This is a genomic window from Rhizobium sp. BK181 (assembly GCF_014193305.1).
Taxonomy (GTDB): domain Bacteria; phylum Pseudomonadota; class Alphaproteobacteria; order Rhizobiales; family Rhizobiaceae; genus Rhizobium.
On the sequence record NZ_JACHZA010000017.1, the window covers coordinates 38,951 to 55,458 of the forward strand.

11 protein-coding genes are annotated in these 16,508 nt (G+C 60.5%); 5 read left to right on the forward strand and 6 right to left on the reverse strand.

The annotated features are described in order from the left end of the window. Window positions 1-52: 52 nt before the first annotated feature. From FHT77_RS25745 to hemA, 6 genes are all read right to left on the reverse strand, one after another. Window positions 53-544, reverse strand: coding sequence for a GlcG/HbpS family heme-binding protein (locus FHT77_RS25745; protein ID WP_246720180.1), 492 nt, complete (start codon window positions 542-544; stop codon window positions 53-55). Window positions 545-637: 93 nt separating this feature from the next. Then, the gene (locus FHT77_RS25750; protein ID WP_183757690.1) at window positions 638-1,219 is read right to left on the reverse strand and encodes a response regulator transcription factor; all 582 of its coding nucleotides are present in this window, start codon (window positions 1,217-1,219) and stop codon (window positions 638-640) included. Next, window positions 1,216-2,661, reverse strand: coding sequence for a sensor histidine kinase (locus tag FHT77_RS25755; protein WP_183757692.1), 1,446 nt, complete (start codon window positions 2,659-2,661; stop codon window positions 1,216-1,218). Before FHT77_RS25755 ends, FHT77_RS25750 begins: the two co-directional genes overlap by 4 nt. A 288-nt stretch (window positions 2,662-2,949) precedes the next feature. Further along, the gene (locus FHT77_RS25760) at window positions 2,950-6,108 is read right to left on the reverse strand and encodes an efflux RND transporter permease subunit (protein ID WP_246720181.1); all 3,159 of its coding nucleotides are present in this window, start codon (window positions 6,106-6,108) and stop codon (window positions 2,950-2,952) included. Between the two features lie 8 nt (window positions 6,109-6,116). Continuing rightward, window positions 6,117-7,334, reverse strand: coding sequence for an efflux RND transporter periplasmic adaptor subunit (locus tag FHT77_RS25765; RefSeq protein ID WP_246720182.1), 1,218 nt, complete (start codon window positions 7,332-7,334; stop codon window positions 6,117-6,119). An 89-nt stretch (window positions 7,335-7,423) separates the two neighbouring features. Beyond that, window positions 7,424-8,782, reverse strand: a complete 1,359-nt coding sequence (gene hemA, locus FHT77_RS25770) for a 5-aminolevulinate synthase (protein WP_183757696.1) — start codon at window positions 8,780-8,782, stop codon at window positions 7,424-7,426. A 364-nt stretch (window positions 8,783-9,146) separates the two neighbouring features. Here hemA and FHT77_RS25775 point away from each other — a divergent pair, with 364 nt between their 5' ends. The 5 genes from FHT77_RS25775 to FHT77_RS25795 all read left to right on the forward strand — a co-directional run bounded on the left by FHT77_RS25775 (window position 9,147) and on the right by FHT77_RS25795 (window position 16,507). Next, the gene (locus tag FHT77_RS25775; protein ID WP_183757697.1) at window positions 9,147-11,426 is read left to right on the forward strand and encodes a CDC48 family AAA ATPase; all 2,280 of its coding nucleotides are present in this window, start codon (window positions 9,147-9,149) and stop codon (window positions 11,424-11,426) included. Between the two features lie 162 nt (window positions 11,427-11,588). Continuing rightward, a complete protein-coding gene (locus FHT77_RS25780; RefSeq protein ID WP_312859774.1) occupies window positions 11,589-13,418 on the forward strand; it encodes a sensor histidine kinase in 1,830 nt (609 codons plus the stop codon). Further along, a complete protein-coding gene (locus FHT77_RS25785; protein ID WP_183757699.1) occupies window positions 13,415-14,758 on the forward strand; it encodes a sigma-54-dependent transcriptional regulator in 1,344 nt (447 codons plus the stop codon). The genes FHT77_RS25780 and FHT77_RS25785 overlap by 4 nt, the downstream gene beginning before the upstream one ends. A gap of 184 nt (window positions 14,759-14,942) precedes the next feature. After that, window positions 14,943-15,926 (forward strand): tripartite tricarboxylate transporter substrate binding protein BugD, encoded by a 984-nt coding sequence (locus FHT77_RS25790; protein WP_183757701.1) that lies wholly within the window; start codon window positions 14,943-14,945, stop codon window positions 15,924-15,926. Between the two features lie 119 nt (window positions 15,927-16,045). Beyond that, window positions 16,046-16,507 carry a tripartite tricarboxylate transporter TctB family protein gene (locus FHT77_RS25795; RefSeq protein WP_183757702.1) on the forward strand — a complete coding sequence of 154 codons (462 nt, stop codon included), beginning with the start codon at window positions 16,046-16,048 and terminating at the stop codon, window positions 16,505-16,507. Window position 16,508: the final 1 nt, after the last annotated feature.

Consider the following 16,508-nt stretch of genomic DNA (forward strand, 5'->3'; position numbering starts at 1 on the left):
AGGCAAATGAAGCGTCCGAACCGCAATTGGGCACGGACGCTTTCCATCACAGTTACTTCAACCTGTCGGCCAATTTCTCGATGGCTTTGACGGCGCAGGCTTCATCGAGGTTGCCGCCCGGTGCACCGCCGACGCCGATCGCGCCGATCGTGTCCTTCCCGACCTTGACCGGCACGCCACCTGCCAGCACCAGGAAGCCTGGGATATCTGCGAGGCCAGCCGCGACACTGTTCTTCTGCACCGTCTCGGCCATGCCGCTGGTCGGATTCCGCGAGGATGCGGATGTATAGGCCTTGGCTGTCGCGGCATTCGCGGTGTGAGCACCTGCGCCTTCAGCGCGGACGAGCGCCAGCAGGATGCCCGCGCGGTCGGTAACGGCGGCTGCGACGTTGTAGCCATCAGCGGCGCACGCGCTGACGGCGGCTTGAGCAAGATCGACTGAAAAAGCAGTGCCGAGGCTGGTTTGCTTCGCGATATCTTCCGCAACAGCCGGGGCGGCGATAACGGTGCCAAGAACAATAGAAAGAAGGACGCTTTTCATCATGGGAACCTCCAGGTGTTCGTTTTCCCGGAAGAGGGTGTATCCAGCGTGGTGCCGTTCCGAAATTCGCACGGTCACGGAAGCTTATCGGTAGGATTACCGATACACGCCGAGCCAGATGCGCGTCTGCTCGGCGACAGCGGGCGTTCCAAGCTTCATGGCGATGCTTGCTCTGTGGCTGTCGACGGTGCGGACGGAGACGTCGAGGGTTGTTGCAATATCTTTGCTGCCCAGCCCCTTTGACACGAGCTCCATGACCTCGCGCTCACGGGCAGTGAGCTGGTCGAGCAGGCCGGCGGTTTCCTGTCGGGCAAGCAGCTCGGCAAGTTGCGCCTCGCACGAGGCAATCGCCTCGATCAGCACATGTTCATCAATGGGCTTGACCAGGAAGTCTGCCACGCCGGCCTTGAAGGCGCGGCGGCAGGCTTCGACGTCGCCATGCCCGGTGACCATGATTGCGGGCCACGCAATGCTCATCTCGGCCAGCTTCTTCAGGAGCTGCAATCCGCTCGTTGCCGGCATGCGCAGGTCAAGGATCAGTATGCCGGGCTTTGCCTTGTCCATATGGGCGAGCAGGTGCGCCGCATCCGGGAAAGCCGTTACTTCCTTGCCATAGGTCGAAAGCAGCAGCACCAGAGCCTCGCGCACCGAAGCGTCGTCATCGACAAGATAGATCATTGAGCTCCTCCCGACGGCAGGCGAATGATGAAGCAACCACCGTCATCGTTGCGTGCCTCGATTGTGCCGTCCATTTTTTCGATCAGGCGCGCACAAAGAGGCAACCCAAGACCCATACCGTCCGGCTTGGTGGTAAAAAATGGCTCGAAAATGCGGTCCAAGGCAGCGACATCGATCCCCGGACCGTTATCAGCGACAGCAACGATGACGTCTTGGCCTTCGGATCCGGTCCACAGGTTGATGCGCGGTTCAGGCCGACCTGAGAGAACTTCGACCGCATTGCGGATCAGATTGTGGATGACCTGCTGGAACGAGATGACATCGATTGCCACCATGCAGGACCGGTCGGAGATCGCGATGTTCAGCGCGATGCTCCGTTGTGCCAGGTCCGCTTCGACGAGCCGCACCGCATCAGTCAGCGCATCGGCAAGCGCCACCATCTCGATCCGTGCCTTTGCTCCAGAGATATAGGCCCGCATACGGCCCAGAATGTCGCCTGCGCGTTTTGCTTCACGGACGTTGGCGTCGAGCGCCTGCAACAGGATGTCATTGTCCTGGATCATCAGCGCCCGTCGCGCGGCCTGACTCTGGCTCAGCAGAGCGGTAACCGGCTGGGCCAGTTCATGGGCGATGCCCGAAGCCATCTCGCCAAGTGCGTTCACCCGCCCGGCGTGGGCAAGGCGCGCCTCCTGCTCCAGCAGGGCCGCGCGTCGCTCCTGACGATGTCTTTCTTGCCTGGCATTGCGATATCCCGCCACCAGCCAAACGAGCGCCGCCAAACCGAGCATCAGTGGTGCAATGAGACGCGGAGGCATGAGCTCGCCGAGGCTGAAGTACCGTCCCAAGGTGAGGTGCAACGGTTGACCCGGATTACTGGCCGACAGGCTCGTCGCTGCGCTGAGGCGTGATGCCTCGTTCGCTCCACTGGTGAATAGTTTGATGCCATCGAGCGACAGGCCGACGAAATAGCCAGGAGAAATCTCGTCGGCCGGTAACAACGCGCCGGCGTTGATGCGCAGCCGTAGCAGCCGGTTGCCTTCGACCAGCTTATAGATGTCGTAGGCATTTTTTCCGGCGATTGCTCGGATTGCAGTTTCGCCGGGCTTATTCAGTCCCGGCAACTCGGCACCAGCCGGGTATTCGGCAACCGTCGGGTTGGTGGGCTTTCCGTAGGTAACCACATGGGCCGTCGGACCATCAACGCGGATCGTCGCGATGTCGTCGATGCGCGGATAGAAGGCGGTAATCGAGTTGGCAAGCCCCTGAATGGTAGGGGATGGCTCGGTCGGCGACATGCGGATTACGGCCGCAAGTGCGGTCATGTGGGCATCATGCTGTGCCAGCTTTTCAGCGAGCAGCGTATCGGTCTGCCGCGCCAGCGCCGAAAGTTCTGCAAGGCCTGCACGATATTCGATCGCAGCTACCGTGGCGATGCTGATCAAGCTGCTAATCAGCCAAATTGCGAGCGGTAGGATCCACTGAGTCGAGCGATTTCTTTTCATTGTGTAGCGACGAGAAGGACGGGCCTTTGCATACTAAAAAACCTCAGGATCATTCACCCTGTCCGGAAGGGCGGCCGCGGAGCAAAATGACGCCGCTATGCTAGAGCTGCACCTCCTCCTCATTAAAGCAGGAATTCACGTGATTAACCGCCTCTGGCGCGCAAAGCAAATTCGCCCAAAATCAAGGGGTTTCATTCGACCGTGAAGCTTGTGTGGGCCAACCCGTGATTAGTCACGCCTTGCATCCAAGCTCTGGACCATTCGAGTCTGAGGGCGGAGAGAAGGTTTTGGTGACCAAATACGGGTGATTATGGCGCCTATCTTCTGTACTTGCAGATAGAGCGCCGGCACGAAGACGAGCGACAGCGCCGTCGAGGCGACCAGTCCGCCGATAACGAAAATCGCCATGGGAGCGCGGAATGCGCCGCCATCGCCAGTTCCGAAGGCGACGGGCATCATGCCGGCAACCATGGCAACAGTGGTCATGACAATCGGCCGGAATCGCCGTTCGGCGGCCAAGACGACGGCCTCTCTGGGCTCCTCGCCCGCCTCGATTATCCGGCTGGCCAGATCCACGATCAGAATGGCATTTTTAGCGACGATGCCCATAAGCATAAGAGCTCCGATCAAGACTGGCATGGTCACGCCATGGCCAGTCGCGGCGAGCGCGATGAGCCCGCCGGACAGCGCCAGCGGTAGCGACAGAAGGATTGTCAGCGGTTGAAACGGACTACCGAAGAGAACGAAGAGAATGACAAAAACGCAGGTCGAGCCGAGAATGCTCGCGTCAACAAAGCTCGCAAAAAAGTCTTCCATCGAGCGCGTTTCCCCAGCCGTTTGCAGGATTACACCGGCCGGCAGCGGATGTTGTTCAATCAGTGATTTCACGAGCGCGAGCGCCGTCCCCGGCGAGGCGCCCGCGGCAAGGTCGGCGTTGAGTTCGATCCGCCGCAATCCGTCCTGGCGAAGGATCTGGCCCGGTCCGTAAGCTGTCGCGATGCGTGCAACTGCCCCCAACGGAACCACCTTCCCGTCTCCTGTTCGCAGGGGAATGGTCTCGACCACCGACAGTTCATTGGCCGATTTTGCGGCCTCAACCCGAACGGGGACGCTCCGGCCATCCATCTGGATGGAGCCGAGTTCCCGATCCCTGTCGCCCATCGTTGCAACGCGCACCGCATTCGACAGCGAATGCAGGTCGACACCCAAAGAGGCGGCAAGATCAAGGTCCGGGATGATTTGAAGCTCCGGCCTGTGCGCAGCGCCGAAGGATGAGACATGACCGACTGAGGGGATGGTTACCATTGAGGATGCAAGCCAATCGGATGCGTGCTCCAGTGCCGCCGCGTCCTCTGAAAGCAACGAGACGGAAAACTGCCGCCCGCCTGTCAGCCCAAGCTGGTTGACCCTGATGTCGGCGACCGATGTTAGTTTCCAGGCGATATCGGAGGCGATGACCTGTCGCGTTTGTGCGCGATCGGCAGGGTCGTTGAGTTCAATCTGGATGGAGAAGGCCTGTCGGGTTGCGACGCGGCCAGCAGGGGCAGATCTGTAAGCGTAAACATGCACGACATTTTCATCAGCGGCGAGCAACCTGGTCACTTCGCCCGATTTCTCCCGCATGGAGGCGTTGCTCGTGCCGCCCGCCATCTCGACCGTAAATCGCAGTTGTGTCCCGTCCTCTTCCGGAATGAAGCCCCGTGTCAGGCCGGGCAGGACGAAAAAGGCAGCCCATGCGAGGGAAGCAATGCCGAGAGCAATAGTGATGAAGGACATGTCAAGCGTCATGGCGCGGCGAGGCAAGCCCGCTCGAGATCGTCCAAGTGGAACGCGGTGGCAGCCGGTCGCAAATCTCAACAGTCGGGAGTAGCCGCTGGCAGGCGAGGCGGAGTTGCGTAGAGCGGGCGCCCTCGGCCGGAGCATTCTCGAGGCGAGAAGCGGCGTCATGAGACGGGCAACGAGCAGAGACGCCACCGTTGCCGCTGCTACCGTCATGCCGAACTCGCGAAAATATTGACCGGGCATGCCGCCGATCATGGCAAGCGGCGCAAAGACGGCAACGATCGTCAATGAGATCGCAATAACGGAGCTGCCGATTTCGTCCGTTGCATCGATAACCGCCTGAAACGGGGTCTTTCCCATTTCCAGATGCCGGGCCGTGTTCTCGATTTCTACGATGGTGTCATCGACAAGCAGGCCGATCGCCAACGTCAATCCGAGCAGCGAGACGAGGTTTAAGGAGAAGCCGAGCGCCTCCATCACGAAGAATGTCGGAATCACGGCAAGCGGTAGGCTGATTGCTGCGATCGTGACCGAACGCCAATCTCTCAGGAAGAGAAACAGCACCGCAATCGTGCAGACCGCGCCTTCGATCATGCCACTCACGGTGCTTGCAACATTGTTGCGGGTGTAGCTGGCATTCTCGTCCAGCAAGGTGAACTGCAAGCGCGTGTCTTCAGCGGCGAAATTGTCAATCGCCGCGCGGATGCGGGTGAATGTTTCGACCTCGTTTGCCCCTTTCTCCGTGAAAAAGGAGAGAGCCAGGATGGGTTCCCCGTTTAGTTGGGCGAAGCCGTTGGCCTCGGCCCAGCCATCTTCGATCCGGGCGATATCCGAAAGCCTCAGAATGGAACCGTTGGCATCCGGCAATACGACGTTGGCGAGTGCGGCAACGGCCGAAGGTGCCGATACCGTTCTTATTGGCCGATCGATGTCATTGGTGGACGCGATGCCCGCGGGGGAATTGGTGATCGCAGTGCGAAGCGCGGCGCTTACGGCACCAGCGGACAACCCGCGGGCGAGCATCTCGTCAGGGTCGAGCCAGACCCGAACCTCACGGTCGTCACCGCCTCTAAGGACGACCTTTCCAACGCCCCGAATTCGCTCGAACCGGCGCAGGACATCATCGCTAAGCAAGCGGTTGAGCGCCTGGAGAGACATTGTGTTCGACTGCACGGCGAAGGTCGCAATGGCGATCTCCCGCAAGTTTGATATCTCGATCGCCGGCTCTTCGACCGCCGCTGGAAGGTCGCCTCGAATCGAACGGATAGCGCGATCGGTACGCTCGAGCGCCAACTGTGGGTCAATGCCGCTATCGAACTCCACGTTGAAGGTCACAGCGCCATCCTCGATCGTAGTATCAAGGCGACGGATACCTTGAAGTCTGAGCAAGGCATCTTCGGATTTCTGCGCAACGTCATGTTCGAGATCGCTGGCCGAGGCCGCTTGCTGCCGAAGCACGACCTTGACGATTGGAGACTCCATTTCGGGAAAACGGTTGATCGGCAACGCATGCAGCGACAGAAGGCCCATCACGACCAGAAGAACGAAAATCGCAATGCTGTAGGCGGGCCTTTCGATCGACCAGCGGGAAAGGTTGAACGACATGAGCAACCTCACTTGCTCGAGGCGAGAACGGAGGCGACGGGCACCTGTCGCACACGCATACCCGCCTGGACGATTCCGCTTGCACGCAGCACGACATACTCGCCCTCGCGCAGACCTGACAGGATCTGGATCTGCTCAGCCGTCTGCTCCCCGGTCACCACGCTTCGCCTTTCAACGACACCTGAGGTCACCACATCCACCTGCGCTCCTTCAGGCGCCTGACGGACGGCAGCGACAGGCAGGACAAGCGACGTTCCTTCGACATAAGGCAGCTCGGCGCGCGCGAAGGCGCCGATCTTCAAAACATCGGATTGGGGAAGGGCGATGCGAAGGCGCGCCATCCTGGTGGACGGATCAACGCTGGGCGCGATATGCCGCAGCGTGCCAGAAACGGCTGTGCCCATACCTTGAACCGTGACGAGGACAGGCGAATCAGTTTGAACGCGCCCGACAAGACGCATTGGCGCCATGGCCTCGAACTCGACGAGACCATCTCTGACAAGCCGGAATAGCGGCGCGTCGGCAGAGGCGATGTCGCCGAGCCTTGCGATCCGCTCGGTGACGATGCCGGTGGCGGGCGCCCTGATCCGGTTTTTTTCGAGGCGGGTCATCAGCTCTCGGCGTTTGACGTAGGCAATCGCGCGTTCTGCGATGGCAACCCGTCTCGTTTGCTGCGCGGTCCTCAGCTTGGCTTTGGCTACCTTCACGTCGGCCTCGCGCTGCTCGAGCGCGTCAAGTGATGTCACCCCACTGCGTGATAGCGGCTGGGCCCTTTCGAGTGCCTTGCGGGCCAGGTCCAAATTGGCCTCTTCCAGGGCGATCGAGCTTTCGCTTTGGAGGAGGAGGGCGTTCGCGCGCTCGATCTCGACCTCGTTCATCGAGACAGCGATTTCATCGAGATCGGACGCCAGGATGGCGAGTATCTGCCCTTCATGGACTTGATCGCCTTCTTCCACGAGGACCGCCTGAATTCTCGCGTGTTGGCTCTCGGTTCCAACGGACACCTCCTCACGCGCCACAAGCGATCCAGAGACGATCGTGCGCGTCTCGAGACGCCGGGTTTCGGCCGTGACCGTTGTGACGGTCGGAGCGTTGTGGGCATTTGAAACGAGGCCTATATCCGAGACAAGTTTCGGCGAGCCCGCGCCCAAACGTGACTTTCCGACAAGAAGGGGGCTGACGAGCACGGCGGCGGCAATCGCCGCAAGCGCGATCGCCGATGCCATTTTCCGCAGCCAGGCGACGCAACCTTGCACGGTGGCGTCGAGCCGAGATTTATTCGTCCATCGCCGTCTTCCGTTCATGACGACGCCCTCTACGCCAAGGTGGCACTCGCAATCGCGGCGCGGTCGCCACCGGTGGAACAGTTGCTCATCGCCAAGAGGGTGCGACAGCCGGCGCAGATGGCCGGTTCCTTTGGCTGCCAAGCCGGTATCGGTACCCTTGTCGGCTGCTTTCTGGTCTCCAGAGCGCGAGCGAGCCCCATCTGCTCCCAAACCTCGTCCAGGGCCGCGACCAGCCGATCGATGTCTGCCCGGCTATGGAGGGGCGAAGGGGTGATGCGCAGCCTTTCTGTGCCGCGGGGAACGGTTGGGTAGTTGATCGGCTGGATATAGATGTCGAAATCGTCGAGCAGCAGATTGGCGACGGTCCGGCATTTCACCGGATCGCCAACCATCACCGGCACGATATGGCTGGGATTGGCGAGGTGCGGAATGCCCCGTTCGTCGAGGCGCTCGCGCAGCATCCGAACGTGACGCTGTTGAGCTTCCCGTTCCCGTTGGCTCTCCTTCAGGTGCCTTACGGAGGCAAGAGCTCCGGCCGCAAGCATCGGCGGAAGCGCCGTCGTGAAGATGAAGCCGGAGGCGAAGGATCTGACGAAGTCGACCACCGGAGCGCTGGATGCGATGTATCCCCCAACGACCCCGAATGCCTTGCCGAGCGTGCCCTGGATGATTGTCAGACGATTCATCACCCCATCACGCTCTGCGATCCCTGCACCATGCCGGCCGTAGAGGCCGACGGCATGGACTTCGTCCAGGTAGGTCATGGCGTCATACTGTTCAGCCACGTCACACAGTTCCGCGATCGGCGCGATGTCGCCGTCCATGGAATAGACCGACTCGAAGGCGACCAGCTTTGCGCGGCCGGGTTCGACTTCGCTCAGACAGCGTGCCAGATCCTCTGGGCTGTTGTGCTTGAAGATCCGGTAGTCGGCCCGGGAGTGACGAATGCCTTCGATCATGGAGGCATGGTTGCCGGCGTCGGACAGGACGACACAGTTCGGCAGCTTCGCCGCAAGGGTAGAAAGGGCCGCCCAGTTGGAGACGTAGCCCGACGTAAACAGCAGAGCGGCCTCCTTGCCATGGAGGTCGGCCAATTCGCGCTCCAGCAGGACGTGACTATGGTTGGTGCCGGCGATGTTGCGCGTGCCGCCGGCGCCGGTGCCGCACAGGTCGATCGAACGATGCATGGCTTTCCGAACCTTGTCGTTCTGCCCCATGCCGAGATAGTCGTTGGAACACCAGACAATGACATCACGGACGCGCTCGCCATCATGATAACGGGCGCGCGGAAAGGCGCCCGCCACTCTTTCTATGTCGGCAAAGACGCGATAGCGCCCTTCCTGACGTAGCCCATCCAGGGCGTTGGTGAAGAACGCACGATAGTCCATTGCCCCCTCCTTGGTCGGATCCCAATCCTCGATACGAGGTTCCGACTTGATTCCACCTTGTATGGTAAGGGAGTTCACGGGCTGTCAGGGACCTACTTAGGTTGAACGAAGTTTGCGACGTAGGTGCCGTTGGACTGGACGAAAGTCCCATCGTTTCCTGCGACCTTTGTAGTTGGTCTCGGAGACGCCCCCTCAAATATGGGCTCTGTCTCCAACCGGTAGCCGGAGGTGCGTGCGGACCACCCGTTTTGGGCTGGCAAGAGTGCCAACGGACCGCGCTTGCACCGTTCCGTGGCTTGCCTTTTTCTCTGCGCCTCTAGCTACCACCTGATCGTGTTTCAGGAATGATTTTGTGGAGAGGGTGATGTCTGTTCCGGACGATCAGGTTCTAACGCTGCAAGTTGCCAACATGAGGCCACAGGACGCCGGAGCGAGCATAGCGCGGCTATCCGCTACGGCTATGAATAAGGTTGGCGTGCGCGAGGGCGATCTCATCGAGTTGATAGGCAAGCGTCACACGGCCGCTATTGCGATGCAGCCTTACCCGGATGACGAAGGGCTCAACATTGTGCGCCTCGATGGCTTGCAGAGGGTCAATGCAGGTGCGACGAGCGGCGACCACATCGAGGTTCGCAAGGTCGAGGCGAGGGCGGCCGCCAAGGTCGTGCTCGCGCCCGCGCAGAAAAATCTCGTTCTCCAGGGCTCCGGCGAGGCATTGCAGCGAACGTTTCTGCATCGGCCCATGGTCGCAGGCGACGTCATCTCTACGTCCGTCCAGCAGCGCGCAAGCGGACGGGATCCGCGGGATCAGGCGTTGCGAAACCTTCTCGATCTGCCGGCATACGGCCTCCAAGAAATCAGGCTCGTGGTCGTGTCGACGCAGCCGCGCGGCATCGTCCAGATGACTGAGCAAACCGTCGTTGAGCTTCGCCCGCAGTTCGAAGAGCCGAAGGAAGCACGCAGGGCAGACGTTACCTACGACGATATTGGCGGTTTGGGGTCTTCTGTGGACCAAGTCCGGGAGATGGTCGAGTTGCCATTGCGCCATCCTGAACTGTTTCAGCGGCTCGGGATCGATCCGCCGAAGGGTGTTCTTCTTTACGGCCCTCCAGGGACCGGCAAAACGCTGCTTGCGCGAGCCGTTGCCAACGAAACGGAAGCCAACTTCTACCATATCGCCGGCCCCGAAATCATGGGCAGCCGATACGGTGAGTCCGAGGAGCGGCTGAGGCAGGTGTTCCAGGAGGCGTCGCAAAACGCGCCGTCGATCATCTTCATCGACGAAATCGATTCCATCGCCCCAAAACGCGAGCAAGTCACCGGCGAAGTGGAGCGGCGCATCGTTGCTCAACTATTGACCCTGATGGATGGGTTGGAGCCGCGGCAGAACATCGTGGTGATCGGCGCGACCAACAGGCGCGACGCTATCGACGAAGCGCTTCGTCGGCCGGGGCGCTTTGACCGCGAAATCGTTATTGGGGTGCCGGATCAGAATGGAAGGCGAGAGGTTCTTGCCATCCATACAAGAGGAATGCCGCTCGCTGAAAACACCGACATGGATGAGATCGCCCGGACGACCTACGGCTTTGTCGGTGCCGATCTCGGTGCATTGGTACGCGAGGCGGCCATGGACGCGTTGCGGCGCGTTCTGCCGGATATCAATCTGAGGGATGGCATCCCCGCCGAGGTCCTCGAAAGACTCACGGTATCGCAAGATGATTTCATGTCCGCAATGAAGCGCATACAGCCATCGGCGTTGCGCGAAATCATGATCCAGGCCCCCAATGTCCGGTGGGAGGATGTTGGCGGCCTTGATGAAGCGCAAATGAGGCTGAGAGAAGGGGTGGAACTGCCGCTTCGATCTCCCCAGTCGTTCAAGCGCATGGGCATCCGTCCGGCGAAGGGCTTCCTGCTATTCGGACCGCCCGGAACCGGCAAGACACTTCTTGCGAAGGCGGTCGCTCGCGAGGCCGAGGCCAATTTTGTCGCAACCAAATCGTCCGATCTCCTGTCTAAATGGTACGGCGAATCCGAGCAGCAGGTGTCCCGCCTTTTCGAACGCGCCAGACAGGTCGCGCCGACCGTGGTCTTCATCGACGAGATTGACTCGTTGGCACCTGCGAGAGGTGGAGGCTTGGGCGAGCCCGCCGTGACAGAGCGCGTCGTCAATACGCTTCTGGCTGAAATGGACGGCCTCGAAGACATGCAGGGTGTCGTCGTTATGGCTGCCACCAATCGCCCGAACCTGCTTGATCCGGCTCTGCTTCGCCCGGGCCGTTTCGACGAGTTGGTCTATGTTCCCGTTCCGGATGCGAAAGCGAGGCGGAAGATCTTGGGCATTCATACGAAGAGGATGCCATTGGCTGGCGACATCGATCTCGACGACCTGGCTGAAAAGACGGAGCGCTTCACCGGAGCCGATTTGGAGGATCTGACGCGGCGGGCAGGGCTGATCGCGCTTCGCCAGTCTCTCGACGCATCGACGGTCACCAACGAGGATTTCACAATAGCGCTGCAGGAGGTGCGGCCTTCTGTAACGCCGGAGATGGAGCGAGAGTACGAGGAGATGCTGCGCACACTTCGCCAGGAGAATCCGCAGAGAATGCAGATCGGCTTTACAGCTCGGCGACAAGCGGCCGAGTAGCCTGCCGCCTGTCCAGCGGACCATTTGTTTCGGTTGTCATGCGCGAAGCCATTTCTGGCCAGGCGGATCCATCGGGATCGCTCTTGGAAACTCTGCCTTTGATCTCTACACTTACTCTATGCTCGGAAGGGCCATGGCGAGGGGAGGGAGGAGCCCGCGTTCGTGAAGCAGCGATTTCGTGTTCTTGTCGGACTCTGCCTTTTGTCGGCTGCTTGCTACGCGGCTATCTCTTCCGGCAGGGAATTCGCGACGCGAAGCTATATGAACGAGGCGTCTTTGCAGGCTGGTTCCGCCTTGCGTCTGGCCGTTTCGGCGCTTGCGGGGCATCTGAGCCGATATGAACCGCTGCCTGAATTGATTGCCGATCATGACAATATCAAGCAACTGGTGAACGATCCCGGCAATGAGGCTCTCCGCAGTAGAGCAAACACTTATCTCAAGGAAATCAATAGCCTGCTTGAATCGTCCGACATTTATGTGATGCGGATGAACGGCGATACGATCGCTGCGAGCAATTACGATGGGTCGACGAGCTTCGTGGGGGAGAACTTCAGCTACCGCCCCTACTTTCAAGACGCTGCAAGGGGCAGTCAGGCGCGGTTTTACGCGCTCGGCACGACGTCATTGAAGCGAGGCTACTACTTCGCCTCTCCCATCCAGGTGAACGGGACCGTACGCGGGGTTATCGTCTTCAAGGTCGACATCGACTCGATCGAGGGGTCGTGGAAGGGCGGTGAGTACAAGATACTGGTGTCCGACCCGGAAGGCATCATCTTCATGACCGGTAGCCCCGAGTGGCTATATTCCTCCGTCCTGCCATTGACAGAGGAGCGCCTGCGACGCACCCAGGCATCGCGCCGCTATGCCGAGGCTGTTCTCAGGCCACTTCCAATTAGCGAGCAGTATGCTGATGGTCATCGGCTGCTTACAGTCGCCGACGGCGCCGCGCCCAGGGAGTATCTGACGCTCTCTCACTATATGAGGGATGCCGACTGGACCGTCAGTGTGTTGATGGACACAAGTTCAGTGCATGCGCAGGCGCGGACCATGCTCATCGCGGTGCTGCTTTCAATCGGTCTGATGGGGCTGGTTGTCGCGATCGTGCTGCAGCGTCGCGCCCGGGCGCAGGAGCGGATGCGCATGCAGATCGATGCGCGCAATGAACTTGAGGAGCGCGTGGAGGAGCGGACCGCCGCTCTCGCGCACGTCAATCAGCGCATCGAAGAGGAGATCGCCGAGCGGCGCCTGACCGAACAGAAGCTTCGCCAGACACAGGCGGATCTCATCCAGGCAGGAAAACTTGCTGGCCTCGGGCAAATGTCAGCCGCGCTATCGCATGAACTCAACCAACCGCTTGCTGCCGCCAAGACCTATGTGGACAGTGCCGCAATGCTGATTGCGCGCGATCGAGTCGACGAGGCCCGCGATAACCTCTCTCGCATCTCCGGCCTGATAGACCGGATGGCGTCGATAAGCCGACACCTGCGCAATTTTGCGCGCAAACCAAATGAAAAGGTAGGGCCGGTTTCGCTCGCAACTGCGATCGCCGATACGCTCGAAATCGTTTCCGCGCGTTTGAAAGTGGCGGACGCGACACTCGTCATCGACCTCGGCGAACCTTCCGCCGCCGTGCAGGCGGGCTCTGTGCGTCTTCAACAAGTTCTCGTCAATATCATCACCAACGCCGCTGATGCGGTGGAAGGTCTTGATGACCGACGTATCCATGTCGTGGCGGTTCGGGATGGCGCCAAGATGATCCTCACGATCCGCGATCATGGTCCGGGTGTTTCTCCCGCGATCGCCGAGCGCATCTTCGATCCGTTCTTTAGCACGAAGGGCGTTGGCCGCGGCCTCGGACTGGGCCTGTCGATCTCCTACAATATCATCAAGGATTTCGGTGGCAGCCTTTCGGTCAGCAATGCAGAAGACGGGGGCGCCGAGTTCCGTATCGTGCTTGATGCCGCGCCCGTTGTCAGTGAGGCGGCCGAATGAAGGAAGGCCGGATACTCCTGATAGACGACGAAGAGGAGATGCGTCGCTCTTCCGCCCAGGCGCTCAGCCTGTTCGGACTCGACGTCGCGACATTCGCGAGCGCCGAGCCGGTCCTGGAGCGGGTCGGCTATGGCTTCGACGGCGTGGTGATCAGCGACATCCGGATGCCCGGAATGGATGGCATGACTTTGTTGCAGCGCGTCCGCGAAATGGATTCCGAGATACCGGTCATTCTGGTGACGGGACACGCAGATGTGCAGCTTGCCGTCAGCGCCATGCACGCCGGGGTCTATGACTTCGTTGAAAAGCCCTTCGCGGCCCAGCATCTGGTTGGCATCATCCGACGCGCGCTGGATCGGCGCAGTTTGGTTCTCGAGAACAGACGGCTGCGCGCCGTGGCCGGCAAACGCGACGACATCGAGGCGCGCCTGCCGGGACGCACGCAGGCCATGGTGGACCTGCGGTATCGACTGCGTGCAATAGCAGCGACGGATGCCGACACACTGATCATCGGTGAGACGGGCGTCGGCAAGGAGGTGGTAGCCCGTGCGTTGCACGATACCAGCGCCCGCGCAGAAAAGCCGTTCATCGCGATCAATTGCGCTGCGTTGCCGGAGACCCTGATCGAAAGCGAGCTGTTTGGACACGAAGCCGGTGCTTTTCCCGGAGCTCTTCGGCCGCGATATGGCAAGTTCGAGCACGGCCGAGGTGGCACGATCCTGCTCGACGAAATTGGTTCGATGCCGTTCGATCTTCAGGCTAAATTCCTGCGCGTGCTGCAGGAGCGCGTTATCACGCGCCTGGGCTCCAACGAGGCTGTACCGCTCGACGTGCGCTTCATCGCGACGAGCAAGGTTGATCTGGAGACCGAAGTCGCGCAGGGCCGCTTTCGTCCAGACCTTCTTTACCGTCTCAATGTCGCTACTATTCACGTGCCCGCGCTTGCGCAACGACAGGCGGATATTCCGCTTCTGTTTCTCCAGCTTGTTCGAGAGGCGGCCGCCCGCTACGGGCGCAGCGACGTGGAGGTGCGGCCAGAAACGATCAGCAGGATAGGCTCGCGGACCTGGCCGGGCAATGTGCGTGAATTGCGCAACGCCGCCGATCGGCTGGTTCTTGGTCTCGATCTCCAGCCGGAGGACACAGCGGAGCAAAATCAGAAACTCGCAGACAGGGTTGCTGCCTACGAGCGTGGCCTCATTGCCAGTGCGCTCGCCGCCCACGGCGGCAGTCTCCGTCCGGTCTATGAGATGCTCGGCGTTTCGCGAAAGACGCTCTACGAGAAGATGCAGAAATACGGGCTTGAAAAAGGCAGGAGCGACGATGAGGACGAAGCGTGAATGGGTGGAAATCCACCCACGATCCCGTTCGTTTGTCCCCTTTCCCACCCGTCTCGTGTGGTATCATGCAGGAAAATGCAAGGAGCTATGCCTCTGCCGGTTGTCCGGCGCACTAGGCGTTCCACAGTGACAGTTCGTGACCGGAGCGGGGGGAGCCGTTCCGGCGGGTTACTGGGAGGATGAAATGAAAATATTGAATGCCTTGCTGGGCGTGACGGCCATCGCTGCCGCTTCGCTCGTTTCCGCATCCGCAATCGCTCAAACCTACCCGGAACGGACGATCACGATGGTCGTCCCGTTTGCCGCCGGCGGCCCGACGGATACTGTGGCCCGTCTGGTTGCCGAGTCGATGTCGAAGGACCTCGGCCAGCAGATCGTCGTTGAAAATGTCGGCGGCGCTGGCGGTACCCTTGGTGCAGGCCGCGTCGCTCAGGCTGATGCAGATGGCTACACGCTGCTCTTGCACCATATCGGCATGGCGACCAGCGCCACGCTCTATCGCAAGCTTGCCTATGACACCCTGAATTCCTTTGAGTATGTGGGCCTTGTGACCGACGTGCCGATGACGATCGTTGCGCGCAAGGATTTTGAGCCGGCTGACCTCAAGGGCCTTGTCGAATACGTCAAGGCCAACAAGGATAGCGTCACCGTTGCGAATGCCGGCATCGGCGCGGCTTCGCACCTGTGTGGCATGATGCTGATGAGCGCAATCCAAACGCCATTGACCACCGTTCCATACAAAGGCACCGGCCCCGCCATGACTGACCTGCTCGGCGGCCAGGTCGACATCATGTGCGACCAGACCACCAACACGACCAAGCAGATCCAGGGCGGCACGATCAAGGCTTACGCTGTCACTTCGCCGGCACGACTGAAGGTGCTTCCCGATGTACCGACGGCAGTCGAAGCGGGTCTTGCCGACTTCCAGGTCGGCATCTGGCATGGGATCTATGCGCCCAAGGGTACACCGATTGCGGTAACCGAGCGGCTGTCGAAATCGCTGCAGGTTGCCCTCAAGGACCCGAACGTTGTGGCCCGCTTCGCCGAACTCGGCACCGAGCCATCGCCGGAGGCGGATGCAACGCCGGCCGCCCTCAAGGCTAAACTCGAAGCAGAGATTACCCGCTGGAAGCCTGTGATCGAGGCGGCGGGTCAATACGCCGACTAGCTATGTCGATTGCCGCCCGGAATGGGTTTCGGGCGGCGCGATCGCTGCGGCAGTCGGCCGTGCTTTTCGCGTTCGGGACAGCCGGCGAGCCGCGCTACGACCATCGCCAAGGGGGACATATGAAATCGCTGACATTCGACAGCACCAACGCGCTTTGCGGCACGCTTTTCATCGGGTTGGGCTGCTTCTTCATCTATCAATGTCTTAATCTTGAACTCGGCACCGCCCTGCGAATGGGTCCGGGCTACTTTCCGCTGCTGCTTGCTGTCGTCCTGACGCTTCTTGGCCTGATCGTGCTGATCCAGGCAACACGGGTGCACGGCGAACCATTAAGCCCGATGGCGCTGCGCGGCATGGCTTTCATCCTGCCGGCACCAATCGTCTTTGGATTGACGGTGCGCGGGATGGGCTTCGTGCCGTCGCTGTTTCTGGTGTCGCTGGTGGCGGCCTTCGCATCTTCGCGGATGAAGGTGCCGCTGGCGTTGGTGCTTGCGGTCGCGATAACCCTCTTCTCGGTCATTGTCTTCAGCTATGCGCTTGGCTTGCCGTTCGAGCGGTTCGGCCCGTGGGTTCGGTTCTAGG

Excerpts from the sequence above, each read along its gene's own strand:
- FHT77_RS25745 (WP_246720180.1), bottom strand. The coding sequence starts at position 544 with ATGATGAAAAGCGTCCTTCTTTCTATTGTTCTTGGCACCGTTATCGCC.
- FHT77_RS25750 (WP_183757690.1), bottom strand. The coding sequence starts at position 1,219 with ATGATCTATCTTGTCGATGACGACGCTTCGGTGCGCGAGGCTCTGGTG.
- FHT77_RS25760 (WP_246720181.1), bottom strand. The coding sequence starts at position 6,108 with ATGTCGTTCAACCTTTCCCGCTGGTCGATCGAAAGGCCCGCCTACAGC.
- FHT77_RS25765 (WP_246720182.1), bottom strand. The coding sequence starts at position 7,334 with ATGGCATCGGCGATCGCGCTTGCGGCGATTGCCGCCGCCGTGCTCGTC.
- hemA (WP_183757696.1), bottom strand. The coding sequence starts at position 8,782 with ATGGACTATCGTGCGTTCTTCACCAACGCCCTGGATGGGCTACGTCAG.
- FHT77_RS25775 (WP_183757697.1), top strand. The coding sequence starts at position 9,147 with ATGTCTGTTCCGGACGATCAGGTTCTAACGCTGCAAGTTGCCAACATG.
- FHT77_RS25785 (WP_183757699.1), top strand. The coding sequence starts at position 13,415 with ATGAAGGAAGGCCGGATACTCCTGATAGACGACGAAGAGGAGATGCGT.
- FHT77_RS25790 (WP_183757701.1), top strand. The coding sequence starts at position 14,943 with ATGAAAATATTGAATGCCTTGCTGGGCGTGACGGCCATCGCTGCCGCT.
- FHT77_RS25795 (WP_183757702.1), top strand. The coding sequence starts at position 16,046 with ATGAAATCGCTGACATTCGACAGCACCAACGCGCTTTGCGGCACGCTT.